We start from the raw sequence: 24,723 nt of genomic DNA, 5'->3' as shown, positions 1-24,723 counted from the left end.
CCCCGAGGAACGAAAAGACAATTGAGTTCGGGGAGCCTATTGTGCAGTTTAATCTTTTTATCTTTTGCTTTTCCCTAAAGACCTAAAGACTAAAGAAGCAAGCGGCTAGCACCCCGAGCGCCCAATGGTTCTACGGGACTTGAGTTGTGTCAAGGATGGAAAGACTCCTTGACACAACTCAAGTCCCGCAGAAGATCAAGCGCCGTCGGGGGGCCGGCGGGGGAAGGTTCAGCCCAAAAGAAGCGGCGGCAGTTCGGGGGGTTGGGCCGGCCCGCTTGCTGACGGTTTGATTTGTGGATGAAGTGCGGGTTGTTCGTGCCGTTCGGTTTCACGTGGGGTTGGGTTGGTCGACGTGCGGTAGTTGGCCGGTTGAGTGGGTGGTTGTGACCAGGGCCCGGGGGCATCTCCGTTTGCCCATTTGGATAGAGGACTTGCGAGATCCGGTCGCCGTAAGTCGCCATTCCGCCGGGGCCGAGCCGTCCTGCCGAGCCAGACCACCGTCCCGCCAAGCCGAGCCGCCAACCCAAACCAACCCCACCCACCCGCCGCCACCCCCACCATGACCTTTCGGACACCCCCGACCGCATGATCGACCCGATCAGGGTGCAACCCGCCACTCCTCCGGGCGTTTTCGCCCTCATCAGGTGATACTCGAACCGTGAGAGGCTTGAACCTGCACTTCCTCGGCCACGCGACGACGCGAGTGGAGCTCGGTGGACGGGTGGTGCTCACCGATCCGGTGCTCACCAGCCGTGTCGGGCCGTTGACCCGGGTGGTCCCGCTTCCCGACCCGGAGGCGTGGGCGGGTGTGGACGTCGTCCTGGTCTCTCACCTGCACGGCGACCACCTGCACCTGCCGTCACTTCGGCTCTTGAACGCGCCGCGGGTCGTGGTGCCGCGGGGAGCCGGGCGGTGGCTGCAAGAACACGGCGTCCGCAACGTTGAGGAAATCGCGCCCGGGGAGTCCCTGCGGGACGGGGATCTCACGATCACGGCGACCGAGGCGGTGCACTCCGGGCACCGCTGGGGCCCGAGGTTGACGCACGGCCCGCAGAGTCCGGCGCTGGGACATCTGCTCGAAGCGGCTGGCACCAAGGTCTACTCGGCCGGCGACACCGATCTGTTCGAAGGCATGAAACAACTGGGGCCGGTCGACGTGGCGCTGCTCCCCGTGTGGGGCTGGGGCCCGAACCTCGGGCCGGGGCATCTCACGCCCGAGCGGGCGGCCGTGGCGGCGGGGCTGCTCAAGGCGGCGGCCGTGGTGCCGGTGCACTGGGGCACGCTGGCGGTGCCGGGGATCCACCTCACCAAGCGGATGAAGAAGCTGCTGGTGGAACCTCCGCAGACGTTCGCGGAGCAAGTTGGGGTGGCGGGGCTGCCGACGGACGTGGTGGTCACGCGGCCGGGCGCCGAAGTGATCTTGCCGGCTGCTGAGGAACGCGCGTGAGCTGGACGGACCCGTCGGCGATCGGGTACCCGGCGTTGTTCGGTGGGGTGCTGCTGGGGTCGGTGATCCCGATCGTGCCGACGGGGGCGTTGGTGGGGGCGGCGGCGGCCGTGGCGACGACGACGGACCACTTGTCGCTTCCATTGGTCATCCTGTTGGCGATCGCGGGGGCCTACCTCGGGGACGTGTTGACGTTCGCCGTACCGAGGTTCGGGAGTGAGCCGTTGCTGCGGTGGGTCGAGAAGCGGCAGCAGGCGGAGAAGCTCGAGAAGGGGCGGGAGCAGTTCGCTCGGCGCGGGTGGCAGCTCGTGGTGATCGGGCGACTGGTGCCCGCGGGGCGAATCCCGGTCCTCCTCGCCGCCGGGACGCTGGGGTACCCGTGGCGCAAGATACTGCCGGCGGGGCTCGTGGCCTGCGTGTTGTGGGCCGTTGCCTATTCTCTGCTGGGCATCCTCAGCGGCGGGATCTTCGACTCGCCGCTGATCGCGACGTTGCTGGCCACCGTGCTCGTGCTGCTGGTCACCGTGTTGTTGACGGTGACCAGCAAGCTGCGCGCGCGGGCGGCGGCCGCACGGACTGGAGGACATCAGTGACGACACCCGCTCCCTCGAAGGGGCGCCTGCTGGGCAGCGGCCGGGTCGTCGCCCGCGTGGTGCTGGTGTGGGCCGCGGTCACGGGCGCGCTGCGGCTGCTCGACATGTGGCTCGACGGGTTCTCCATGCAGTCGTGGTGGCAGCCGACGGTGTGCGCGCTCATCCTGGGCCTGCTCACGTCCGTCGTGTGGCCGTGGGTGGTGCGGATCGCGTGGCCGATCGCGTACTTCACGCTCGGCGTGGGCACCTACCTGCTCCTCGGCGCGGCGACGCTGGCGATCCTGCAGGCCGTGCCCGGAGTCGAGCTCACGGGATTCGGCACGGCGGTGATCATCACGGTCGTGATGTCGGCCGTCGGCGCGTTGATCTCGAGCGCGCTCGCCGTGGACGAGGACGAGATCTTCTTCCGCCGCGCGGCTCGTCGGCGGCGCAAGCACGCGCCCGGCGACGACCTCGCCGAGGAGCCGCCCGGGGTCGTGTTCCTGCAGATCGACGGGCTGGGTTACGACACCGTGCGCCGCGCCGTGCGCGACGGGGACATGCCGACGTTCGCGGCGTGGCTCAACGAGGGCACGCACTCCCTCACCCGCTGGCACACCGACTGGAGTTCGCAGACCGGCGCCAGTGTGTGCGGCATCCTGCACGGCTCCAACCACGACATCCTCGGTTTCCGCTGGTACGAGAAGGACCGCGACCACGTGATGGCGTGCGCGCACCCCAGCGACGCGGCCGAGATCGAACGGCGCCACACCAACGGCCGCGGCCTGCTCGCGGGCGACGGCGCCAGCCACGGCAACCTCTTCTCCGGCGACGCCGAGCACGTGAGCCTCACCATGAGCTCGATCCCGGTCCTCGTGCCGCGCAAGGTCCGCGGCCCGCGCCACGACTCGGTGGGCGCCGGGTACCGCGCGTACTTCGCGAACCCGATCAACGTGCTGCGGACGTTCGGCGTCGCGTTGATCGACGTGTTCCGCGAGCTGTCGGCGGCGGCCAAGCAGCGCCGCGCCGGTGTCGTGCCGCGCATCCCGCGCGGCGGCATCTACCCGCTCGCGCGCCCGGGCACCACGGTGATCGCGCGCGACGTGGTCGTCTCCGCGATCATCGGCGACATGCTGGCGGGCCGGCCCGTGGTGTACGCCGATTTCCTCGGCTACGACGAGGTCGCGCACCACTCCGGCATCGAACGCTTCGACACGCTGGAAGTACTGCGCTCGATCGACCAGCAGTTCGCGCGGCTGCTGCGCGCGAGCCGCATCGCGCCGCGGCGCTACCACATCGTCGGGCTGTCGGACCACGGCCAGACCCAGGGCCAGGCCTTCGTCGACCGCTTCGGCGAGACCATGGAAGCCCTGGTCGGCCGGCTGTGCGGCGGCACGCCCATGGCCGATCACGGCAAGCGCCGGCAGGCCGAGAGCTGGCAGGTCAACGCCGCGCTCGCCGAAGCGACCACCACCGGCGGCCTGATCGCCCGGCGGCTGCGCGGACGCGTGGAAGACGCCGAGTGCGCCGAGAACCGGCCGCGCACCACCAGCGGCGCGCCCGGCCAGGTCACGCGCGTGGCGCCCGGGGTGGTGTGCGTGGTGTCCGGGCACCTGGCGATGGTGTCGTTCACCGAGCACGAGGGCCGCGTGACGCTGGAGACCATCGAGCGCGAGTACCCGGACCTGCTGCCGACCCTCGTCGACCACGACGGCGTGGGCTTCATGCTGGTGCACAGCTCGGAGTTCGGCCCGGTCGTGCTCGGCCGCGACGGGCTGAAGCGCCTCGCGACGGGCGTCGTGATCGGCGAGGACCCGCTGGCGGACTACGGCCCGTACGCCGACGAGCTGGTGAAGCGCGTCGACACGTTCCCGCACTGCGCGGACATCATGATCAACAGCCGCTACGACCCGGAGTCGGACCAGTCCTCGCCGTTCGAACGGCACGTCGGCTCCCACGGCGCCCTCGGCGGCCCACAGCAGCGTGGTTTCATCCTGCACCCGCGCTCGTTCCCCGCTCCCGGCGAACCCGTCGGCGCCGAGGCCGTGCACCACGTTTTCAAGGACTGGCTGACGTTCCTCGGCCACGGCACTCCGGCCGTGGAACCCGCGGTACCCGTCTCGGAGGTGGCATCATGATCGTGTACGGCGCGAGCTGGTGCCCGGACGTCAAGCGCAGCCGCGCACTGCTCGACGCCCAGGGCGTGGCCTACGACTACGTGGACGTCGAAGCCGATCCCACCGCCGAGGCCCTCGTGCGTTCCCTGCAGAACGGCGCGCGCCGCATCCCCACCATCGTCTTCGCCGACGGCACCCACCTCGTGGAACCCAGCAACGCCGAACTCTCGGCCCGCCTGTGAAGCTCTCGGAGGTGCCACTGGGCACCCGCGTGGTCGTGCGCTTCCGCGTGGAGGGCGGCTTCACCGACGCCCTCGGACCACTGGTGGCCCGGGATTCCACGACGTGCACGGTGGAAACGCGACGCGGACCGGTGGTCGTGCCGCTCGCTTCGGTGGTGGCGGCGAAACCCGTACCACCCGCACCCCCACGCCGGCGACCGAAATCGGCTGGCCCTCCTCCCTCGGACCTGTGACGATCGGGTCGTGTCCTTCGACGACCTGGTAACCGAAGCAGCCACCGTCTCCGTGGCCGGCTGGGACTTCTCCTGGCTCGACGGCCGCGCGACCGAGCAACGCCCCTCCTGGGGCTACCAGCGCCTCATCAGCACCCGACTGGCCTCGGCCACGTCCGCTCTGGACATCCAAACCGGCGGCGGCGAAGTCCTGGCCGGCGTCCCGGTGCTACCACCGCTCACCGTCGCCACCGAATCCTGGCCGCCCAACCTCGCCAGGGCAGCCGCCCTCCTGCACCCCCGCGCCACCGTGGTCGCCGACACCGACGAGCCACCACTGCCCTTCCGCGACGAGTCTTTCGAGCTGGTCGTGAGCCGCCACCCGGTGACAACCTGGTGGCCGGAAATCGCCCGCGTCCTGCGCCCCGGCGGCACCTACCTGTCCCAGCAGGTCGGACCGGCCAGCGTCTTCGAACTGGTGGAACACTTCCTCGGCCCCCAGCCCTCCGAGGTCCGTCACAGCCGGCACCCCGACGACGCCCGCACCGCCGCCACCCACGCCGGCCTCGAGGTCACCGACCTGCGCTCCGAATCCCTGCGCACGGAATTCTTCGACATCGGGGCCGTCGTCTACTTCCTGCGCAAAGTGATCTGGCTGGTCCCGGGCTTCACGGTCGACGCCTACCTCCCCCAGCTCCACACCCTGCACGAACAACTGAAGGACGGCCCTTTCATCGCCACCACAACGCGTTTCCTGATCGAAGCACGCAAGCCCTGACCCCCGCTGCAACAGCCACCGGGCTTCACGCCTCGCGAGCGATCACCGCCTCGATCCCACCCAGCAACAACTCCAACCCGGCGTCCAAACTCAACCGCGCCTCACGCTCCAAATAAGACTCGCCCGAGGAACCCGGAACCTCCTGCGCCGAGCCCACCCGCCCCACCAACGGATACCGCTCCACCAAATCCGGCACCAACTCCCCCAGCACGGCCGCACGGGAGTACCACCAGTCCTCTTCGGACATCCCCGTCTCACGACTCAGCTGACGCGACTCAGCGGCAATCTGCACCGACCCACGAACCGTGTTGAGCAACGCCCCCACCAGCCACCGCACCCGGCCGGCCGGCAACCCGGTCGCGAACAGCACCTGCAACACCACTTGCTGCAACCGAAACTCCCCCGGCCCCAGCACCGGACGCGCGTGCGAAACCTGCAACACCCACGGATGCCGCAGGTGGAACTCCCACAGCTCGCGCGCCAAAGCCACCACCGCGGGCCGCCACCCACCGGACAGATCGTGGTCGTCACGGAGCTCACCGAGCGTGGAGTCGTACATGAGATCCACGAGCTCACTCTTACCCGGCACATACGTGTACAACGCCATCGCCGTACGACCCAACCGCTCACCGACCGCACGCATCGACAGCGCGTCCATCCCGGACTCGTCGGCCAGCTCCACAGCGGCCGCGACGATGGCGTCCACGCTCAGCCCGGGCTTGGGTCCCGGGCCACCGGCACGGGGCGCGACATCCTTGCGCCACAGGAGTTCCAACGACCGACGGGCATCTCCCTGCCCAGCGAACACAACCACGAGGAACCCCCTGCAACGGCGACTCCTTACAGCATAAAGCTAGAACCCCAGCGCGGTGACCGTGAGCACGTACTTGCCCTGCAACAGCTCCCCGCGCATCTCCGGCGTGACAGCACGCGAAGCATCGGTGTACGTACCCGGCGAAGCAGTCTGCACCGCGTACACGAAGGTGCTCACACTCGGATCCACGACAAGGCTGATCGTCGGCGTGAGCGTCGGCGAGAAGCGGTTCACGGCGCGCACGTAGGTGAAGACCGAATGCACAACGGTGTCCGCGGCAGCCGAGTCCGTGGCGCACCCCGTGACCGGGGCCGCGGGCAGCTGCGCGGTGGCGTCGTTGAACGCCGTCGCCGCCGGATTCGCCGTGGCGTTCGGATTCGAGCCCATCCCCGCGACGATGGCCTCGACCCGCGAGTCGAGCCGGGCCGCGACATCCCCGACCGCGGCACACCGCAACGGCGAAGGCGGGATCGGCGCGATCGACGCCGACGCGGGTACGGCGACCGCCGCGAGCAAGGTCGGCGCAGCGATCAGCACGGACACGAAACGGCGCAGCGACACGACGGGTTTCCCTTCCCCGGCAACCAGGACGAGTCACCCTAGCCAGCACCGCGCCGGCCACGACATTCCCCGGTCGGGCGTCACACCACCGTGTGGCACGCGACGGTTCCCCACTCCGGTTCCACAGTGGAGATACATGGAGCAGAACACCGTGTCGAGCGCCGCCTTCGACGACGCTCGGCACGGATTCGGAAAAAGCCTCAGCCCGCGATTTCGATCGCCAGCGCCGGGCAGATCTGCGCCGCCTCGCGGACCTGGTCGTGGAGCTCCTCGGGCGGGTTCTCGTCGAGCAGCACGACGATGCCGTCGTCCTCGCGCTGGTCGAACACCTCGGGCGCCGCGAGCACGCACTGGCCCGCGCCGACGCACCGGTCCTGGTCGATGACCACCTTCATCTGCTTGTCCTTTCGCGAGGAGTCACCAGGTCACGGGCAGCGAGTGCACGCCGTAGACCAGCATGTCGTTCTTGAAGTCCAGGTCCGCCAACGGCGCGGCCAGCTTCAGCGTGGGAATCCGCCGGTAGAGCGTGCTGTAGACCACCTGCAGCTCGACGCGCGCGAGCGGCTGGCCGAGGCACTGGTGCACGCCGTAGCCGAACGCCACGTGGTGGCGGGCCTTGCGCGTGACGTCGAGCTTGTCCGGGTCCGGGAACGCCTCGGCGTCGCGGTTGGCCGAGTCCGACGCGGCGATCAGGCCTTCGCCTTTGAGGATCCGCTGACCCGCCACCTCCATGTCCTCCAGCGCGACGCGGCGGCGTCCCGTGTGGACAATCGTGAGGTAGCGCAGCAGCTCTTCCACGGCGTTGGCGATCAACTTTTCATCGCCTTCGCGCACGAGGTCGAGCTGGTCCGGGTGCTCCAGCAGCGCCACGGTGCCGAGCGCGATCATGTTGGCCGTGGTCTCGTGGCCCGCCACGAGCAGCAGCTGGCCCATGGCCGCGACCTCGTCGGCCGTCATGTTCCCGGTGGCCACCTGCTCGGTCGCGAGGCGGCTGAGCACGTCGTCACCGGGGTCGGTCAGCTTCCGCTCGACGAGGCGACCCAGGTAGGCGAGCAGTTCCTCGGTCGCGTCGAGAGACTCCTGCGGTGTGGCGTCCCGCGAGATCAGCACCTTGCTGAGCCGGTGGAACATCGCGCGGTCGGCGTACGGCACACCCAGCAGCTCGCAGATCACCAGCGAGGGCAGGGGCAGCGCGAACGCCTGCACCAGGTCCGTGGGCCTCGGGCCGGCGAGCAGCTCGTCGATCAGGTCGTCGACGATCTGCTGGATGCGCGGGCGCAGGCGCTCGACCTTCTTGACCATGAAGTCGGCGGTGAGGAGCCGTCGCTGCGCGGCGTGGTCCGGGTCGTCCATGGAGATGAACGCCTTGGCCCGCCGGCGCCGGGCCGCCAGCCCGGCCGACTGCAGCGGATAACCCGGCAGGTCGGTGTCGGCGCTCACGCGTGAGTCGCGAAGCACCGCACGGACGTCTTCGTAGCGCGTGACCAGCCACGGCTCACTGCCGTCCCAGATCCGCACGCGCGACACCGGTTCGTCGTGCAGCCGCCGTTCGAGCTCCGGCGGCGGGTCGAACGGGCAGCGCCCGCGGGACATCGGGTACTCGGGCTTCGGGTCGGACACAGCCTTCGACGAGAGGGCTTCCGTCATCGACATCCCCTCCTACGGAGAGTTACCAAACAATTGTTCGGATACTTACTGAACACATGTTAGGCAATCGAGTGGAGAATTGGCCACGTTCGTGGACAAGATCACCGGGACGGCCGAGACCACCCTGGTGGAAACGGGAGAAAACGCCCGTGGCTCAGGCGAAAACGAGCGCGACGAGCTCGTCGACGAACGGCACCACCGAGTCGGCTGCGCCCCGCGCGGGCATGGTGTGGAACAACGCGACACGGCCGTGGGCACCGACGAACGCGATCACGCCGGCTCGCTCGGCGGGCACCCTGAGCGAGAAACCGGCTTCGTCGCAGCGCGCGAAGCCGGTGGTGAGCAGTTCGATCAGGTCGGGCAGCGGACCCTGCGGGTGCGAGTCGGGCGTCGAGCGCGTGGAGCCGTTGGCCGTCATCAGCCGGTAGTGACCGGGGTTGTCCATGGCGAAGCGGCAGTACGCGTGGATCAGCGCGCGCACGCGGCCGACGACGTCGCCGGGGTCCTCGCTCGCCTCGGCGGCTTCCATCTCGGCGCGCAGGCGGGCGAACTCGTAGTCGAGCAGGCCCGCGACGAGCGCCGAGCGATCGGTGAAGTGCTGGTAGATGCTCGCGGGCGCGATGCCGACCGCGCGGGCGACGCCGCGGATCGTGAGCCCGTCCTCACCGCCGAGCTCGGACAGCAGCCGGCTGGCCGCGTCGAGGATCTCCCCGCGCAGCCGGTCGCCTTCACCCCACTTGTTTCGGGTCCGCCCGGCGCTGACCTCGACTTCTTCCGGCACGTGCCCATTCTTACGCCTTGACCTGCCCGGGCCTCGGTCGGGCCGCCTCGTTTCGTCGTCGACCCGTCATCTGCGGTTCACCCGGACACCCCGGACATCTCGATATTTTTTTTCTGGTGGACGAGCAGGAGTGGCTGGACGATTTCCAGCGGCGGGTTGACGAGATGCGCGCGAAAAGCGTGGCACTGCAAGAGAAGCTCACCGTCGCCGAGGGCAAGGCCCGCTCGGCGGACGGGCTGGTCTCGGTCACCGTCACCCCCAACGGCGCCCTGAAGCACCTGCACATCGACGACCGCGCCCTGCGCTCGGGCGGTGGAGCCCAGCTCACCGCAGCCATCATGGAGACCTACGGCAAGGCCCAGCGACAGGTTTCGCGCGACGTCGCCGACGCGCTCGAGCCACTGGCCGGCGGCACCGAGATGATGGACGTGGTCCGGTCCTTCCTGCCCGCGCCGGAGCCCGAGGACGACGAGCCGCAGGACGCGCCGCGCCAGCCGGGTGAGCCCGAGGCCGAGGACCGCACTCCGCCGCCGCCCCGTCCCCCGGTGCAGCACCAGGGTCCGCCGGTGCCCCCACCCCCGCCGCCGCCCACGTCACCGCCCATGCCACCGCCGCCGAGGCCGCCCGTTCCGCCGGCCCCCCAGCAGGGGCCACAGCCGCGACCCGAGGAGCAGCAGCGGCCGCCGTCGGGCCCGCACCGCCGCCGGATGGATGGCGACGACGACGAGATGCAGCCGTGGTGACGAGGGAGAAGGACTAATGGACGGGTACACGGTCGATCCGGAGACGCTGACGTCGTACGCGAGTGGCCTGGACGACCGCGCCGGGCGGGTGACGGCCTCGGCCAACCGCGTCCAGCAGGTCAACGGCGCTGACATCAATGCGTTCGGCGTGTTCGTCGGGCAGGCGCTGGGGGTCCCGACGCGCATCGCGCTCGGTGTGCTGCACGACCAGGTGGCCGGCGCGGCGAAGGCCTTCTCCGACCAGGCCGGCAACACCCGCACGGCCGCGGACAAGTACCGCACCACGGAAACCGACCACGCGCAGGCCATCACGACAGCGGGGACCCCGAAGTGACCACGACGTTCGACCCGAACGCCAAACCCGACTTCGGCGCCGGAGTGGTGATCACCGACTCGAACAAGTTCTCCGGCGCGGGTTTCCTCGACTCGTACTCGTTCCTCATCAAGAGCTGCGAGGACATCAAGACCGCCGACGACGCCGACAAGGCGGCACTGGGCGTCTCCATCGGGCTCGGCGTGGTGGCCGCGGCCGTGGACACGGTGAAGTTCGCGCTCAACCCGCTGGGCAGCCTGATCTCCGCGGGGCTCGGCTGGCTGATCGAGCACGTGAGCATCCTGCGCGAGCCGTTCGACATGCTCATGGGCGATCCCGACCAGATCCAGCTGCTGAGCCAGGAAGTGCACACGATCGCCGAGACCATCCGCAAGATCGGCGACGATCAGAAGTCCTCTTTGGACGGTGATATCAAGAAGTGGCAGGGCGATGCCGGCGAGACGTTCAAGCAGCGGATGCAGGAGCTCGCCGCCGACCTGGAGAGCAAGGCCCACGGTGCCGACATCGTGGGGTACCTGATCCAGACAAACATGGCCATCATCGCCGCCGTGCGCGGGCTGGTCCGTGACCTCATCACCACCGTTCTCGGCGACATCATCTCGACGATGCTGATCGCCCTGGCCGCCGCGATCCCGACGTTCGGCGCCTCCATCGCCGCCGGCATCACCTGGTGCGTCACGCAGGCCTCGCTCACGGCCGCCTCGATCGGCGCGAAGCTCGCCGCCGTCCTCGCCCAGGCCACCCGCTCGGCCGGCCGCATCGGCGACGTCGTCAAGGCCCTGAAGACCCGCGCCGGCGCGAGCGGCGCAGCGGGCGCCGGCGCCAAGACGGGCGACGACATCCCGCTCACGAACGTCCCCGCGCGCGGCGGCTCCGGCGGCGGCTCGGCCGCCCACTCCGGCGACGACGTTCCGCCCCCGCCGCCGCCGAAGGACGCCCCGCCGACGAATGGCGGTACGGGCGGTGGTTCGGGTTCAGGTTCGGGTTCCGGCAATGCCGCCCACAGCGGCGACGATGTCCCACCGCCTCCGCCGCCCAAGGACGACGTGCCCCCGCCCGCCAACACCGGCGGCGGCTCGGGTTCCGGCAGTGGCTCCGGCTCCGGCGGTGGTTCTGGCAGTGGCTCTGGCAGTGGCTCTGGCAGTGGCAACGCCGCCCACAACAGCGACGACGTCCCCCCGCCACCCCCGCCCAAGGACGACGTGCCCCCGCCGGGCAGCCACCCCGGCGACGACGCCGCCTCGACCACCGGCACCCAAGGCCACCACAGCGACGACACGCCGCCGCCCGTGCCGCCCAAGGACAACGCACCCCAAAGCAGCGGTGGCCAGCACGGCGACGACGCCGCCTCGACCACCGGCACCCAAGGCCACCACGACGACGGCACGCCACCCCCGGTGCCGCCCAAGGACAACGACACGCCGCCGCCCGTGCCGCCCAAGGACGATGCGCCGCAGGGCAGCCAGCACGGTGACGATGCGGCACCGCCAGCCGACAAGCCGGCGACGCCGTGGACGAAGAAGCACGAGGACTGGCTGAAGCAGAGCCAGCCGGAGGCGTACGCGAAGTACAAGTACCTCGAGAACCAGCTGAAGTCGAACTACCCGGATGCCTTCAAGTTCTTCAAGCAGCAGGTCGCCGACTCCGACAGCTCGAAGGAGTACTGGGCCTGGCCGATCAAGGGCGGCCAGGAGATCATGAAGCAGATGCTCGACATCCAGAAGACCGCTGAAACCGGCTGGGCCAACGCCAACGCCGACACCGGCGACCAGCCCCCCGCAGACGGCGGCCACTGACCCGCCGGAAACCACCACGCCCCCGGCCGCTCACGAAGCAGCCGGGGGCGTGGTGCGTCCGACGAATCAGGAAACCAGCTGCGGGTACTGCTCCTCGATCCCGCGCGAGAGCGTCGAACGCACGCCGCGGCTCACGTCGTCGACCACGACCTCGAAGGCGCCCTTCTCGAGACCGTCCAGAGCGAGCGCGGCAACGGACGCCGGCGAGACCTTCGGGCCCTCGACGTTCGCCGCCATGTCCGTGTCCATGTAGCCGACGTGCAGGGCCGTCACCAAGGTGCCCTGGTCCTGGAGGGCGAGGCGCAGGCCGTTGGTCAGCTGGAGGCCCGCGGCCTTCCCGGCGGAGTACGCGTTGACGGGCTCCATGGTGAACCACGACAGCACCGAAAGGATGTTCAGCACCGCGCCGCCGCCGTTGCGGGCCAGCACCGGGGCGAAGGCGCGCGCCAGCTCCAGCGGGCCGAAGTAGTGCGTCTCCATTTCGAGGCGGATGTCGTCGGAGCTTCCTTCGAGGAAGGAGGCGCCCGTCGAGACGCCGGCGTTGTTGATGAGCAGCGTCACGTCACCGGCGGCCTCGGCGGCGGCGCGGATCGAGGCCGGGTCGGTGACGTCGACCTTGAGCGGCACGACACCCGGCAGGTCGAGCGTCTCCGGGCGGCGGACGGCGGCGTAGACCTTCGCGGCGCCGCGGTCGAGCAGGGCGGTGGCCAGTTCGCGGCCCAGCCCGCGGTTCGCGCCGGTCACCAGCGCGACAGAACCCTTGATCTCCACGACGAACACACTCCCTGAGCAGATCTGGCTTGCCATTTGCAAGCTAGCTCTCACGCTACCGGAGTAGGCTTGCTTAAAGCAAGCCAGAGGAGGATCGCATGGGCCGACGCTCGAGCTGGGACGGCACGTCCTGCCCCATCGCCCGCGGGGCCGACGTGCTCGGCGAGCCGTGGACGCTGGTGATCCTGCGCGACACCCACGCGGGCACCACCCGCTTCGACGACTTCCGCGGCAACCTCGGCATCGCGGACAACGTGCTGGCAGCGCGCCTCAGGCGGATGGTCGAAACCGGCCTGATGGCCCGCGTCCCCTACCGCGACAGCGGCCGCACGCGCGACGAGTACCGCCTCACCCGGGCCGGCGCCGACACCCTGCCGGTGATCCACGCGCTGGGCGACTGGGGCGACACCCACACGCACTCCCCCACCGCGGGCGAGCCGATGCGGCTGGTCCACACCACCTGCGGCGAGATCACACGCCCCGGCGAGACGTGTGATCACTGCGCCGCGAAGCTCTCCCGGGCCGAGCTGCTGCGGCTCGATAACGACGATCAGGTGCCACTGGCCGAACCCGTGGGTTGAGTCAACCCGTGAAAGGTGTTGGTAAATCACCACTTTCCGGACGGTACGAAAGTCGGGTCACAAACGGGGCTTGATTGCCTAGATTTGGTGCAGCGCGCGCAAATCAGGCAAAACTCCCCTCACCCACCCGAGGAGCTTTCCGATGTCGAGGAAGTTCTTGCTGTCCGGCGCGATCGCGCTGGCGGTCGCCGCCACTGCGCTCGTCGCGGGCACGGCCACCGCTGCCACCGCCGCCACCGACCAGGTCGCCGCGGTCACCACGGTGTACTACAGCACCTCCGCCGCGCCGACCTTCCGCGCGGCGATCAACGCCGGCGCGGCCAACTGGAACCGCTCGGTCACCAACGTCAAGCTGGTCGAACGCTCCTCGGGCGCCTCGCTGCGCTACGTCGAGGGCAACGACCCGCGCGGCTCCTACGCCCAGAGCAACGGCCACGGCACGGGCACCGTCTTCATCGACTACACCCAGGCCCGCCAGTACGACAACACCCGCATCGCCGCCCACGAGACCGGTCACGTGCTCGGCCTGCCCGACCACTACTCCGGCCCGTGCTCCGAGCTGATGTCCGGCGGCGGCCCCGGCCCGTCGTGCACCAACGCCGTGCCCAACTCGCAGGAACGCTCCCGCGTGAACTCCCTGTGGGCCAACGGCTTCCGCTCGGTGAGCGCCGATGCACCGCAGCAGCGCATCTACGAGACGCTGCCCGTCCTCACACACTGACGTGACCGGTGACGGGTTCCCCGGAGTCCCCCGGGGAACCCGTCACCGGCGTCAGCTGCCGGGATTCAGCAGCGGCGCGAACGCGGCCAGCACGTTCTCCAGGTCCTGCCCGCCACCGGCCTCGTGCCCGTTGTACTCCCACACGTCGAGGTGCTTCGGCCCGCGATAAGCGTTGTAGGCGCCGAAAACCGTCGACGGCGGCACGATGTCGTCCATCAGCCCGATCGAGAAGTGCGCGGGCGCCACCGCCCGCGATGCGAAGCCGATACCGTCGAAATAGGACAGTACGTCGAACGTCGGGGCCACCGCGTGCCGTTGCGCGGCCAGGTAACCCGCGAGCTCGGTGTACGGCGGTTTGCCCGCGATCAACGAGGCCCGCCGCAGGTCGCACAGGAACGGTGCCTGCGCGTAGAGCGCGGCGACGCCGGGCACGAGCGCCGCGGCGGCCAGCGCGATCCCGCCGCCCTGGCTGTTGCCCGCGACCGCGACCCGGTCCGCATCGACGAAGTCGAGGGCTCGCGCGGCCTCGACCGCCCGGGCCGCGTCGGTGAACACGCGGCGGTAGAAGTACGTTTCGCGGCTTTCGATCCCGCGCGTGAGGAAGCCGGGAAAGGACGGGCCGCTGCCCACCGGGTCACCGGTCGTGCCGCCGGCGTGCGCCCCGCCCTGGCCGCGCACGTCCACCTGAAGCTGCGCATAACCGGCCGACGCCCAGACCAGTTCTTCGAGCGCGCTGCCGCGGCCACTGCCGTAGCCGTGGAACTGCACGACGGCGGGCAACGGACCGGCGTGGCCCCGCGGCACGCGCAGCCAGGCGTGGACGGGGTGGCCGCCGAACCCGGCGTAGGTCACCTCGAACACGTCCAGCGTCCGCAACGCGGTCTCGACCGGCGTCACCGTGACGGCCGGCTCGTGTTTCGCCGCCTCCGCGAGGGTTTCCCGCCAGAAGTCGTCGAAGTCGTCGGGGGCCTGGTACGCGCTCGTGTACGTGCGCAGCTCGGCCAACGGGAGATCGGTCAACATCGGAGTGCACCGTCCAGTTCGGACATTTCGCCGACGACCCGGGCCGGGCACAGATCTTCGTTCGTCACAGCAGTTCTTTCACTCGAGCCCGGTGGTGGTGGCGCCTCGCACGGGAAAGCTGTGCGTGGTCGCCACCACCGCGTCCTCCTGTGGTTTCGAGGGTGGCTCAAACGGTGAGCTGGTCCACGTCGAACACGCTGTCGCTCGGGTTGCCGAAGATGATCTGGTTGGTGCCGGCCATCAGGTAGATCGGCACCGTGATCGTGTGCGCGGTGTTCCAGTCGTTGTCGTTGGTGCCGGGCGCGGGCAGGCGGAACGAACTGCCGTTGACCGTGACCACGGCGGAGCGGCTGGTGTCACCGTCGACGTAACCGAGCTTCACCAGGTACGTGCCTTCGGCGGCGACCTTGATGTTGTTCATCGTGAGCAGGCCGGAGCCGCCGAGGTAGCCGACCTTCTTGCCGCCGGAGCAGGTGCACTCGTACACGGTGGCGCCACCGCCGGGACTGCCGTTCTCCGCCTCGTACACCACCGGGCCGGACGCCGCCGGCGTCACGTAGGACACCTCGGTGCCGGCGGCGGAGCTGCGACCGAAGCGGTCGTGGCCCACCACGGTGAAGGAGTACGACGTGGCGGGCTCGAGGCCGGTGACGGTCGTGCTCGTGCCGGTGGTCGACGCGACCTTGTGGCCGCCGGCGAACACGTCGTACCCGGTCACCGGCGCGAGCTTGCTCGCCGACGCGTCCCAGGCCAGCGAGATGCTGGTCGGCGTCGAGGCGGTGCCGTGAACCACGGCCGGGGCCGAGACACCCACCGGGTTCACCGGGGTCAGGCGCAGCAGCTTCGAACCGTGCACGGGCAGCGTCGCGGAGAAGGAACCGTTGCTCAGTCCCAGTTCCCGGTGACTCCAGAGGTCGCGGGCCTTCGCCGCGCCGGTGAGCCCGAAGTCGCCGAAGTTCGCGGTGACCTGCGTGGGTGCGGAGCCGAGGTTGAACAGGGCCACGGTGTAGCTGCCGTCGGCGTTGCGGGCGTACCAGACCTGCTGATCGCTCTTCTGGCTCACGGGCTTGGCCGGCACGCCGGCCTGGTCCACGGCGATGACTTCGTCGTTGGTCAGCAGCTTGATGCCGTAGTCGTCGAGCTGAGTGAGGTCGTCACCCAGGTAGAGCGGCGCGGATTCGATGGCCCAGAACGTCATGTAGCTCTGGCGCTCGGCTTCGGTGATGCCGTCCATCCTGCCGCTGCCGACGTCGAGGGAGTCGAGGTTGTTCCAGTGGCCCGGGCCGGCGTCGGGGATGTACTGCACGACGTCGTTCCAGCGGCCCTTCACCGAGTTGTTCCAGGTGACGAGGGTGTCGCAGTAGCACTCGACGTCGGTGTCGATCCGCCAGCCGTTGGAGTTGGCCTTCCACGTGTCGATCTCGTTGTGCGACAACGACCACGACAGCACGAACTGCATGGGCCGACCGGTCTTCTTGAGCGCGTCGGACCAGGCTTTCACGTCGGGGGTGTTGTCGTGGGCGGCGTCGCCCTTGAACGAACCCGGGCCGACGCCGTCCAGCTTCAGGAAGTCGACACCGAAGCCCGCGAGCACGTCGGCCTCGGACTGGATGTAGGCCTGGGCGCAGGGGCTCGCGAAGTTGATCTGGTAGGACTGGTTGTCCCAGCCGGACGTCTGGCGCAGGTCGGGGTAGACCAGGTCGCGGGTGTGGCAGCCGGTGGTGCCGAAGATCGGCGAGTTGCCGTCGTGGTAGGCCTTGAGGTCCAGGCCCACCGCGAGGTAGGAGCCGAGCTTGAGGCCCTTCCTGTGCACGTAGTCGGCGACGTACCTCATGCCGTCGGGAAACTTCTTCGCGTCGACGACGGGGCGGGCGTACTGGTCGAAGGAACCGACCCAGCCGGCGTCGATGTTCACGTACTCGTAGCCGTGCTGCTTGAACTCGGCGGCCAGGATGTCGGCCTGCTGCAGCACGTGGGCTTCGTTGAGCCAGCTGCCGCTGCCGGTCGGGTTCACGCCGGGGTAGTTCGTGGACTCGAGGCTCCAGCTGCTCCAGCCCAGGTAGGGTTTCTGGGCTTGGATGGGGGCTGGGTTCTGAGCTGGGGCCGGGTGTTGAGTCGGGGCTGGGTCCTCGTTCTGGCCGGGCGCGGCCGTGGCGGGGACCTGGGCCGCCGAAACCGTCAGCACCGCGGCGGCGATCCCGGCGAGCACGGCGAACGTCCGGCTCCCGGTTCTGCCCGATCTTGGCATGCCCACTCCTTCGACGTCGAACCCGCCCAGACATCGGAGGTCCTGGCGCGGGAGGGCCCTCGCGCTCCGGCGGTTTCCGCGAGGTCACTGACAAAGATCTGACGAATGGGTGCCTGAGTCCAGTGGGGCCCGAACACGGGCAGAATTAATCCCGACAACTGACGGTGAGACGTGCAGGTGAGAGCCCCCGGTGTCGGCTGCTTCGTAGTCACGATCGTTATCTGCCGGTCGTCGTCCCGGCCCCGCGTGCTCTTGCCGGAGTGAGCGATTTACATCCGCACCCGCACCCGGTAGAGATGATGATCAAGAAAAGGGGGCGGCGATGATGCGCTGGGCTGTGGTTCTCTCGGTCGTACTACTCACCAACCCGATCACCGCACAACCCGAGTGGCACCCGAAAACCCCACCGTTGAGTACACCGTGGACGGACGAGGTCTCGCCCACCAACGCGCTGCCCGAGTACCCGCGGCCCCAGCTGACCCGCGCCGAGTGGCAGAACCTCAACGGAGTCTGGGAGTTCGTGTCCACACAGGACGTTCCGCCGTTCGGGCGGCACCTGTCCGAGCGGATCCTCGTTCCCTACCCCGTCGAGTCCGCGCTGTCGGGCATCATGCGCCACGAGACGAAGCTCTGGTACCGCCGAACCTTCGCCGTGCCCGAAACCTGGCGCACGCAACGGATCCTGCTGCACTTCCAAGCCGTGGACCACGACACCACGGTCTACGTCAACGGCCACGAAGTCACCCACCACACCGGCGGCTACGACTCCTTCACCGCCGACATCACCGACGCCCTCACCACCGGCCCGCAGGAGCTCGTCGTCCGCGTCACCGACGCGACCGGCGACGGCCAGCCCCTGGGCAAACAACGTGCGCCCGGCGCCGGGGTGTTCTACACGCCGTCGTCGGGGATCTGGCAGACGGTGTGGCTCGAACCCGTTGCCCCCGTGCACATCACCCGCCTCGACACGACCACCGACCCGCGAGGCAGGGTCACGGTGACCGTCCAGGGTGCCGACGGCCACGCCTTCCACGCGGAAGCCGAGGACCACGGCCACGTCGTCGGCCGGGTCGACGGCATCGCCGGGCACCCGGCCACGATCACCCTCACCCGGCCCCACCCGTGGTCACCGAGCGACCCGTTCCTCTACGACCTGCGCGTGACACTGTCCACAGGGGACAGCGTCGGCTCCTACTTCGGCCTGCGGTCCGTGGCGGTCGAGGGCGGGCGCATCCTCCTCAACGGCAAGCCGTTCGTGCAGCTCGGTCCCCTCGACCAGGGCTTCTGGCCCGACGGCCTCTACACCGCCCCCACCGACGCCGCCCTCGCGTTCGACCTGCGGCAGGAGAAGGCGCTCGGCTTCACCATGGTCCGCAAGCACCTCAAGGTCGAACCCGACCGCTGGTACTACCACGCCGATCGCCTCGGCCTGCTCGTGTGGCAGGACATGCCGGCGATGCCGGAAACGGTGACCCCGACACCGCGGGCCCGCGCGAACTTCGAGGCCGAGCTGCACCGCGTGATCGACCAGCACCGTTCGTTCCCGTCCATCGTCACGTGGGTGCCGTTCAACGAGGGCTGGGGCGATTTCGACGTCGCCCGCATCGCCGACGAGGTCGCCGCCTGGGACCCGACCCGGCTCGTCGACGCGGAGTCCGGCGTCAACTGCTGCCGTTCGGCCCCCGACACCGGCCACGGCGACCTGCTCGACGATCACACCTACCCCGGTCCCGGCACCCCGCCGCCCGACGCGACCCGCGCGCGGGTCGACGGCGAGTACGGCGGCCTCGGCCTGAAGGTCCGCGGCCACGAGTTCGCCGCTGGGGGCAGCTTCGCCTACGAGCTGGAACCCGACAGCGCGACCCTGACCAGGCGGTACGTCGAGCTGCAGGACAAGCTCGCCGCCGAGGTGCGCCGGGGGCTGTCCGCCGCCGTCTACACCCAGCTCACCGACGTCGAGAAGGAGGTGAACGGCTTCCTCACCTACGACCGCCGCGTCCGCAAGCTCGACTTCGCCGCGGCCCGGCGGGCGAACCTGGCCGTGGAATCGGCCGCATGAACCACGCGCTGGCGGATACGGTCGGATCATGACCGAAGAAGAGCGTTACGCACTCGGCCTCGAGACCATGAACGCCGTGAACGAAGGCAGCGCCCAAAAGGTGCTGGACGGGCTCGCCGACGTCGCGCCGGAGCTGGCGCGGCAGGTCGTGTCCTGGGGGTTCGGCGAGATCTACGCACGGCCGGCGCTCAAGCCCCGCGACCGGCAGCTGCTCACGATCGGCATGCTGACCGCGCTGGGCGGCTGCGAACCGCAGCTCGAACTGCACATCGGCACAGCGCTGAACGTCGGCCTCACGCCCGCGGAGATCATCGAGGCGCTGCTGCAGTCGGCCGGCTACTGCGGTTTCCCCCGGGCGCTCAACGCCACCAACGTCGCGAAGAAGGTCTTCGCCGAGCGCGGCCTGCTTCCGGTGCGTGACGCGTGAAGGTCGTGCTGTTCGGCGCCACCGGCATGGTCGGCCAGGGCGCGCTGCGGGAATGCCTGCTCGACGAGCGCGTGGAGCACGTGCTCACCGTCGGGCGGACGGCCACCGGCACCCGCCACCCGAAGGTGACCGAGCTGGTCCCCGACGACCTCGCCGACTTGACCCCGCACACCGCCCAGCTCGCGGAGTACGACGCGTGCTTCTTCTGCCTCGGCGTCTCCTCGACGGGACTGCCCGCGCAGGAGTACGAACGGATCACCTACGAGCTCACGCTTTCCGTCGCCCGCACGTACGCCGAGGCCCGGCCGAACGCGACGTTCCTCTACGTCTCGGGCGCCGGCACCGACAGCAGCGAACGCGGCCGCGTGCGGTGGGCGCGGGTGAAGGGCGCCACGGAAAACGCCCTGGCCCGGCTGCCGCTCGACGCCTACGCGTTGCGGCCCGGCTTCATCCAGCCACAGCACGGGATCACGTCGAAAACACCGCTGTACCGCGGGCTCTACCGCGTCACGACGCCCCTTTTCATGCTGCTCCAACGCTTCCCGGCCGTGTACATCACGACGGACGTGCTCGGGCGAGCGATGATCGCCGTGGCGGCGGACGGTTTTCCCCGCCGGATCCTCTCCTCGCGCGACCTCAACGACGTCGGGCGACGAGACCGGCCAGGAGGTTCGCCAGCGTCTCGCTGAGACCGTCGACGAACCGGTCGGCGCCGGGCGCGGCACCCATCTCCGCGCTGACCGTGGCCACGGCTTCGGTCGGGTTCGCGTACGGCCACAGGCCCGCGACCAGCACGAACACCGCTTCGGCGAAGTGGACGGCACCAGCCGGTGACAGTTCCGGCACTTGTCCGCGCACGAGGGTGGCCAGTCGGTCGGTGCCGGCGGCCGCGCGGTGTTTGAAGCTGCGCGCGGTGGCCACGGAGATGTTGCGTTCGAGCACCGACGCCATCGAGCCGACCAGCTCGCACAGCAGCCGATCGTCGCCCAGCGTGCGGGCGATCGTCGCGGCGACGCGCTCTTCGCGCACGAAGCCGGGCCCGTCGGCCGGAGCGGTGGTGAGCGCCCGCTCGACGACGTCCAGCCACCGCCGCAGCACCTCGTCGAGCACTTCGAGGAAAATCGCCTCACGGCTGTCGAAGTAGCGCAGCACGTTGGACTTCGCGAGGCCGACGCGGTCACTCAGCTCACGCAGGCTGATCTCGGCGACCGGGCGTTCCCGCAGCATCGCCGTGGCCGTCGCGAGGATCGTGGCGCGCCGCGCCTCGATCTGCTCGGGGCGGCGGGCCCGCTGGAAACCGGCGCTCACGGGGCCGAGATTAGCAGCCCAGCAGTCTGTTAACCCGGCCGAGACTGTGGCCGAACTCGCGGGCGTCCGCTTCCCGAACGCCCGCGAACCGCGGGTGGAAACGGGTCAGGAGATGACCAGGCTGGCGATCTTGCCGTCGCGCAAGTCGATCGTCATCGTGCCGGTGCCGTTGAAGCGGTTGCTCTTCACCCCGACCGTGAGCACGTAGTTGTCCGCGCCCTTGCCGGGCTTGACACCCTTCATGGTGAAGCTCGCCTGAACCCCCATGTTGTCGGTTTCGTTCCAGCTCAGCACGCCCTCGTGGCCGTGGAACTTGCGTCCCCAGTCCTCCAGGAACGCGTCGGTGGTGAAGGCGTCGACGAAGCTCTCGGCGTCGGCCTTGTTGGTGGCGTCCACGAACTGCTGGATCGCGGCCGGCACCTGCGTGGAGTCCGAAGTGGTCATGCCCGGATTCTGCCCGGTGGGCGCCGAATGCGCCTCCCCCTCCCGGGACTTGACCCGCTGGTAGCTCCAGATCAGCAGCGCGAACAGGATCACCCCGGAGAGGATGATGCTCGACCCGGTGCTCCAGCCACTGAACGGCAGCCAGTCGATCGTGCCCCACAGGATGCCGGCGGCGAACAGCGCCAGGCCGGCCAGCACCGAACCCGCGATCCGCAGCGGCGAGGCCACGCTGTCCTCGGCGGCCTTCATCGCCCGCGTGCGCACGGGGTCGACGAACTTCTGCAGCGCCGGGAACTGCGAGGCCAGCACCACCAGCCCCGCGAGCACCAGCAGCAACCCCGGGCCCGGCAGCACCAGCAGCGCGACCCCGACGAGGAACAGCAAGCCGCCCACCACCGCGGCGAAGGCCTGCTTCACCGGTCTGCCGAGTTCCACGCGGTCCCCTCCTGTCCGTTTCAGCCAGTGTGCCTGGCTCGCGGACACCGCGCCCGGAGAAACTCCGGAACACGCGGGATCGGCCCACCCGTCCGAAGTGGACCGAGCGGACCGACCCCGGCCTCAGCTCTGCGCGCCGAGGTGGGCGCCGAGCTTGTCGAGCCAGTCGCCCGTGCCCTGCTCGCGCCACGCCGGCTGCTCGTGCCCGTCGAGGAACGTGTCCTGTTCGGTGAGCACCAACCGGGTGCCGGAGCCGTCCGGGACGAGTTCCACGGTGGTGATGGAGACGGTCGCCAGCCCGGGCGGGCCGGTGAGCGCGCCGGAGTACACGATGCGCTCACCGTCGACGATGTCGTGGTACTCGCCCACGAAGGCCATATCGCCGCTGCGGTTGGTCTCGCGGCCGCCGACGCGGAAGTCGAGCGAGTGCTCGGCGGCACCGAACCAGCTGGCCTTGGCCGCCGGATCGGCCCACGCGGCGAACACCCGGGCGGGCGGCGCGGGGTAGTGGCGTTCGAGCGTGAACGTTTGACCTCGGTCATGGCGTGTTCCCTTCTTCTCGGTCGGCGGCCAGAAAGCCACCGAGACGGTCGAGCCGGCGTTCCCAGCCCGTGCGCTGCTCCCCGAGCCACTGCTCGGCCAGGCGCAGCCCCGCGGGCTCCAGCCGGTACGTGCGGACGCGGCCGGCCTTCTCCGAAGCCACCAGCCCGCACGACTCGAGCACCCGCAGGTGCTGCATCACGGCGGGCAGTGACATCGCGTGCGGCCGCGCCAGCTCCTTCACCGCTGCCGGTCCCGTGACCAGCCGCGCCACGAGCTCACGCCGGGTGGCGTCGGCGAGTGCCTGGAACACCCGGTCGAGCTGATGGTCAACCATGTGCTTAACCATCCACCGGACTGGCCGAATAGTCAAGTAGATGCTTAACCGAATTTCCGGATGGATCCTGTCGGTCCGGGCGGTCCCCGGTGGTCGCACTGACGAACCGCCTCGACCGCACGCCCGCGGCGCGGTAGGAAACCACCAGAGAGAAGGGGCGAACCGATGCGCTACCTGATGCTGATCTGCGGCACGAGCCACGACGAGTCGAAGCCGCTGCCCGACGAGCCCATCGACGCGACCACCGAGGCGTGGGTCAAGGAAATGGACGGGCGCGGCGTGCGCCTGATGGGCCAGCGCCTGCGGCCCGCGAGCATGGCCACCACAGTGCGCGTGAAAGACGGCGAGGTGCTGCTGACCGACGGTCCGTTCGCGGAGACGAAGGAGCAGATCCTCGGCTTCGACCTGCTCGAGTGCGAGAACCTCGACGAAGCCCTCGAAGTCGCGGCGAAGCACCCGTCGGCGCAACACGGGCCGGTCGAGGTCCGCCCGCTGTGGCCCTTCGCCGGGGACGAGAGCTGACCGCGAACGCCGCCGTCACGGCCGCCTTCCGCGAGGAGGGCGGCCGGGTGGTGGCCACGCTCATCCGGCTGACGGGCGACTGGGACCTGGCCGAGGAGTGCGTGCAGGAAGCAATGACCCGGGCACTGGAACGCTGGCCGCGCGACGGCGTGCCCGCCCGGCCCGGCGCGTGGCTCACCACGACCGCGCGCAACCACGCCCTCACGCGGCTCAAGCGCAGCGCGAACGAAGCCGCGAAGCTGCGTGAAGTCGCCACGCTGGCGCCGGTCGAGGAACCCGAGGCCGACCCGAGCGGCGTGCGCGACGACCGGCTGCGGCTGATGTTCACGTGCTGCCACCCGGCGTTGCCGCTCGAAGGCCGCGTGGCGCTCACATTGCGGACGCTGGCCGGGCTGACGACGGCGGAGATCGCCCGCGCGTTCCTCGTCACCGAAGCCACGATGTCCCAACGGCTCGTGCGCACGAAACGCAAGATCCGCGAAGCCGGCATCCCCTACCGCGTGCCGCCCGCGCACTTGCTGCCGGAACGGACGGCGGCCGTACTGGGTGTGCTGTACCTGCTGTTCAACGAGGGTTATGCCGCGTCCGCGGGCGACGGACCCGCGCGCCACGACCTGTGCGCCGAAGCCATCCGGCTCACGCGCACACTGGCCGAGCTCATGCCCGCCGAGCCAGAGATCGAAGGCCTGCTGGCGTTGCTGCTGCTCCAGCACTCCCGGCGCGACGCGCGGCTCGACGAAACCGGCGAGCTCGTGACGCTCGAAGACCAGGACCGGTCGACCTGGGACGCGGCGGCGATCGAAGAAGGCCTCGCCCTCGTCGACACCGCCCTGCACCGCGGCTCCCCCGGCCCGTACCAGCTGCAGGCGGCCATCGCGGCGTTGCACGCGGCCGCACCGTCGGCGGCGGACACCGACTGGCCGCAGATCGCCGCGCTGTACGGGGAACTCGCGAAGCGCGTGCCGTCGCCGGTCGTGCTGCTCAACCGTGCGGTGGCCGTCGCGATGGCCGACGGACCGGACGAGGGCCTGGCGCTCGTCGACGCGATGGCGGGCGACCTCGGCGGCTACCACCTGCTGCCGGCCACTCGCGCCGACCTGTTGCGTCGCCTGGGCAGGCGGGCCGAAGCGGCGGAGGCGTACCGCGCGGCACTCACGTTGGCGGGCAACGACGCCGATCGCCGGTTCCTGCGGCGCCGGCTGATCGAAGTCAGCCCCGAAACGCAGTGAAGGACTCCCCTGCCGAGGGGAGTCCTTCACCGGT

27 protein-coding genes and 1 pseudogene are annotated in these 24,723 nt (G+C 69.8%); 16 read left to right on the top strand and 12 right to left on the bottom strand.

Annotation, left to right across the window (positions count from 1 at the left end):
- Positions 1–658 precede the first annotated feature (658 nt).
- From ACWEOE_RS23530 to ACWEOE_RS23505, 6 genes are read left to right on the top strand one after another with little or no spacing between them, the layout of a single operon-like run.
- A complete protein-coding gene (locus ACWEOE_RS23530) occupies positions 659–1,447 on the top strand; it encodes an MBL fold metallo-hydrolase (RefSeq protein ID WP_452012539.1) in 789 nt (262 codons plus the stop codon).
- On the top strand, positions 1,444–2,040 hold the full coding sequence (locus ACWEOE_RS23525) for a DedA family protein (protein WP_452012537.1): 597 nt from the start codon (positions 1,444–1,446) through the stop codon (positions 2,038–2,040). The genes ACWEOE_RS23530 and ACWEOE_RS23525 overlap by 4 nt, the downstream gene beginning before the upstream one ends.
- Positions 2,037–4,157, top strand: a complete 2,121-nt coding sequence (locus ACWEOE_RS23520) for a phage holin family protein (protein WP_452012535.1) — start codon at positions 2,037–2,039, stop codon at positions 4,155–4,157. The genes ACWEOE_RS23525 and ACWEOE_RS23520 overlap by 4 nt, the downstream gene beginning before the upstream one ends.
- Positions 4,154–4,378: a glutaredoxin family protein gene (locus tag ACWEOE_RS23515; RefSeq protein ID WP_452012533.1), complete on the top strand. Its 225-nt coding sequence runs from the start codon at positions 4,154–4,156 to the stop codon at positions 4,376–4,378. Before ACWEOE_RS23520 ends, ACWEOE_RS23515 begins: the two co-directional genes overlap by 4 nt.
- Positions 4,375–4,611, top strand: coding sequence for a putative acetyltransferase (locus ACWEOE_RS23510; protein ID WP_452012531.1), 237 nt, complete (start codon positions 4,375–4,377; stop codon positions 4,609–4,611). The genes ACWEOE_RS23515 and ACWEOE_RS23510 overlap by 4 nt, the downstream gene beginning before the upstream one ends.
- Before the next feature lie 10 nt (positions 4,612–4,621).
- The gene (locus ACWEOE_RS23505) at positions 4,622–5,368 is read left to right on the top strand and encodes a class I SAM-dependent methyltransferase (RefSeq protein WP_452012530.1); all 747 of its coding nucleotides are present in this window, start codon (positions 4,622–4,624) and stop codon (positions 5,366–5,368) included.
- 25 nt (positions 5,369–5,393) lie between these two features.
- On the opposite strand, the gene ACWEOE_RS23500 is transcribed toward ACWEOE_RS23505, so the two are convergent.
- The 5 genes from ACWEOE_RS23500 to ACWEOE_RS23480 form a co-directional block, all read right to left on the bottom strand.
- The gene (locus ACWEOE_RS23500) at positions 5,394–6,182 is read right to left on the bottom strand and encodes a TetR/AcrR family transcriptional regulator (protein ID WP_452012529.1); all 789 of its coding nucleotides are present in this window, start codon (positions 6,180–6,182) and stop codon (positions 5,394–5,396) included.
- 39 nt (positions 6,183–6,221) lie between these two features.
- Entirely contained in the window at positions 6,222–6,743 is a 522-nt protein-coding gene (locus ACWEOE_RS23495) for a hypothetical protein (RefSeq protein WP_452012527.1), read from the bottom strand.
- A gap of 200 nt (positions 6,744–6,943) precedes the next feature.
- The gene (locus tag ACWEOE_RS23490) at positions 6,944–7,138 is read right to left on the bottom strand and encodes a ferredoxin (RefSeq protein ID WP_452012525.1); all 195 of its coding nucleotides are present in this window, start codon (positions 7,136–7,138) and stop codon (positions 6,944–6,946) included.
- A gap of 22 nt (positions 7,139–7,160) precedes the next feature.
- Complete coding sequence (locus tag ACWEOE_RS23485) at positions 7,161–8,396, bottom strand: cytochrome P450 (protein WP_452012523.1); 1,236 nt, start codon at positions 8,394–8,396, stop codon at positions 7,161–7,163.
- A gap of 148 nt (positions 8,397–8,544) precedes the next feature.
- A complete protein-coding gene (locus ACWEOE_RS23480) occupies positions 8,545–9,171 on the bottom strand; it encodes a TetR/AcrR family transcriptional regulator (RefSeq protein ID WP_452012521.1) in 627 nt (208 codons plus the stop codon).
- 116 nt (positions 9,172–9,287) lie between these two features.
- On the opposite strand from ACWEOE_RS23480, the gene ACWEOE_RS23475 reads away from it, so the two are divergent.
- The 3 genes from ACWEOE_RS23475 to ACWEOE_RS23465 are packed head-to-tail and all read left to right on the top strand — an operon-like array spanning position 9,288 to position 12,044.
- Entirely contained in the window at positions 9,288–9,914 is a 627-nt protein-coding gene (locus ACWEOE_RS23475; RefSeq protein WP_452012519.1) for a YbaB/EbfC family nucleoid-associated protein, read from the top strand.
- Positions 9,915–9,930: 16 nt separating this feature from the next.
- Positions 9,931–10,248: a type VII secretion target gene (locus ACWEOE_RS23470; RefSeq protein WP_452012517.1), complete on the top strand. Its 318-nt coding sequence runs from the start codon at positions 9,931–9,933 to the stop codon at positions 10,246–10,248.
- Positions 10,245–12,044 (top strand): hypothetical protein, encoded by a 1,800-nt coding sequence (locus tag ACWEOE_RS23465; RefSeq protein ID WP_452012515.1) that lies wholly within the window; start codon positions 10,245–10,247, stop codon positions 12,042–12,044. The genes ACWEOE_RS23470 and ACWEOE_RS23465 overlap by 4 nt, the downstream gene beginning before the upstream one ends.
- 66 nt (positions 12,045–12,110) lie before the next feature.
- Here ACWEOE_RS23465 and ACWEOE_RS23460 read toward each other — a convergent pair whose 3' ends face one another.
- Positions 12,111–12,815 (bottom strand): SDR family oxidoreductase, encoded by a 705-nt coding sequence (locus ACWEOE_RS23460; RefSeq protein ID WP_452012658.1) that lies wholly within the window; start codon positions 12,813–12,815, stop codon positions 12,111–12,113.
- Between the two features lie 98 nt (positions 12,816–12,913).
- Here ACWEOE_RS23460 and ACWEOE_RS23455 point away from each other — a divergent pair, with 98 nt between their 5' ends.
- Both ACWEOE_RS23455 and ACWEOE_RS23450 read left to right on the top strand, forming a co-directional pair.
- Positions 12,914–13,396 (top strand): winged helix-turn-helix transcriptional regulator, encoded by a 483-nt coding sequence (locus ACWEOE_RS23455; protein WP_452012514.1) that lies wholly within the window; start codon positions 12,914–12,916, stop codon positions 13,394–13,396.
- 142 nt (positions 13,397–13,538) lie between these two features.
- On the top strand, positions 13,539–14,117 hold the full coding sequence (locus ACWEOE_RS23450; RefSeq protein WP_452012512.1) for a snapalysin family zinc-dependent metalloprotease: 579 nt from the start codon (positions 13,539–13,541) through the stop codon (positions 14,115–14,117).
- Positions 14,118–14,168: 51 nt separating this feature from the next.
- Here the strand turns inward: ACWEOE_RS23450 and ACWEOE_RS23445 are convergent, their stop codons facing one another.
- Positions 14,169–15,140 carry an acetylxylan esterase gene (locus tag ACWEOE_RS23445; protein WP_452012510.1) on the bottom strand — a complete coding sequence of 324 codons (972 nt, stop codon included), beginning with the start codon at positions 15,138–15,140 and terminating at the stop codon, positions 14,169–14,171.
- 166 nt (positions 15,141–15,306) lie between these two features.
- Complete coding sequence (locus tag ACWEOE_RS23440) at positions 15,307–17,388, bottom strand: fibronectin type III domain-containing protein (RefSeq protein ID WP_452012508.1); 2,082 nt, start codon at positions 17,386–17,388, stop codon at positions 15,307–15,309.
- A gap of 322 nt (positions 17,389–17,710) precedes the next feature.
- Here ACWEOE_RS23440 and ACWEOE_RS23435 point away from each other — a divergent pair, with 322 nt between their 5' ends.
- Genes ACWEOE_RS23435 through ACWEOE_RS23425 form a run of 3 tightly spaced genes read left to right on the top strand, consistent with a single transcriptional unit; the run spans position 17,711 to position 20,563 of the window.
- On the top strand, positions 17,711–19,447 hold the full coding sequence (locus tag ACWEOE_RS23435; protein ID WP_452012507.1) for a glycoside hydrolase family 2 protein: 1,737 nt from the start codon (positions 17,711–17,713) through the stop codon (positions 19,445–19,447).
- A 28-nt stretch (positions 19,448–19,475) separates the two neighbouring features.
- Positions 19,476–19,874 (top strand): carboxymuconolactone decarboxylase family protein, encoded by a 399-nt coding sequence (locus tag ACWEOE_RS23430; RefSeq protein ID WP_452012505.1) that lies wholly within the window; start codon positions 19,476–19,478, stop codon positions 19,872–19,874.
- A complete protein-coding gene (locus ACWEOE_RS23425; protein WP_452012503.1) occupies positions 19,871–20,563 on the top strand; it encodes an epimerase in 693 nt (230 codons plus the stop codon). The genes ACWEOE_RS23430 and ACWEOE_RS23425 overlap by 4 nt, the downstream gene beginning before the upstream one ends.
- Here the strand turns inward: ACWEOE_RS23425 and ACWEOE_RS23420 are convergent.
- The 4 genes and pseudogenes from ACWEOE_RS23420 to ACWEOE_RS23405 form a co-directional block, all read right to left on the bottom strand.
- Complete coding sequence (locus ACWEOE_RS23420; protein ID WP_452012501.1) at positions 20,511–21,182, bottom strand: TetR family transcriptional regulator; 672 nt, start codon at positions 21,180–21,182, stop codon at positions 20,511–20,513. The genes ACWEOE_RS23425 and ACWEOE_RS23420 overlap by 53 nt on opposite strands.
- Positions 21,183–21,668: 486 nt before the next feature.
- Positions 21,669–22,061, bottom strand: a pseudogene (locus ACWEOE_RS23415) (PGPGW domain-containing protein); the annotation flags it as partial.
- A gap of 123 nt (positions 22,062–22,184) precedes the next feature.
- Entirely contained in the window at positions 22,185–22,643 is a 459-nt protein-coding gene (locus ACWEOE_RS23410; RefSeq protein WP_452012499.1) for an SRPBCC domain-containing protein, read from the bottom strand.
- The gene (locus ACWEOE_RS23405) at positions 22,600–22,938 is read right to left on the bottom strand and encodes an ArsR/SmtB family transcription factor (protein ID WP_452012497.1); all 339 of its coding nucleotides are present in this window, start codon (positions 22,936–22,938) and stop codon (positions 22,600–22,602) included. Before ACWEOE_RS23405 ends, ACWEOE_RS23410 begins: the two co-directional genes overlap by 44 nt.
- Positions 22,939–23,103: 165 nt before the next feature.
- Between ACWEOE_RS23405 and ACWEOE_RS23400 the strand changes: the two genes are divergently transcribed.
- Positions 23,104–23,460 carry a YciI family protein gene (locus ACWEOE_RS23400; protein ID WP_452012495.1) on the top strand — a complete coding sequence of 119 codons (357 nt, stop codon included), beginning with the start codon at positions 23,104–23,106 and terminating at the stop codon, positions 23,458–23,460.
- On the top strand, positions 23,433–24,689 hold the full coding sequence (locus tag ACWEOE_RS23395) for an RNA polymerase sigma factor (RefSeq protein ID WP_452012494.1): 1,257 nt from the start codon (positions 23,433–23,435) through the stop codon (positions 24,687–24,689). The genes ACWEOE_RS23400 and ACWEOE_RS23395 overlap by 28 nt, the downstream gene beginning before the upstream one ends.
- Positions 24,690–24,723: the final 34 nt, after the last annotated feature.

The organism is Amycolatopsis sp. NPDC004368, assembly GCF_053602515.1.
Note: the sequence above shows the minus strand (reverse complement) of the source record. Positions and strands in the feature narration are given on the sequence as shown.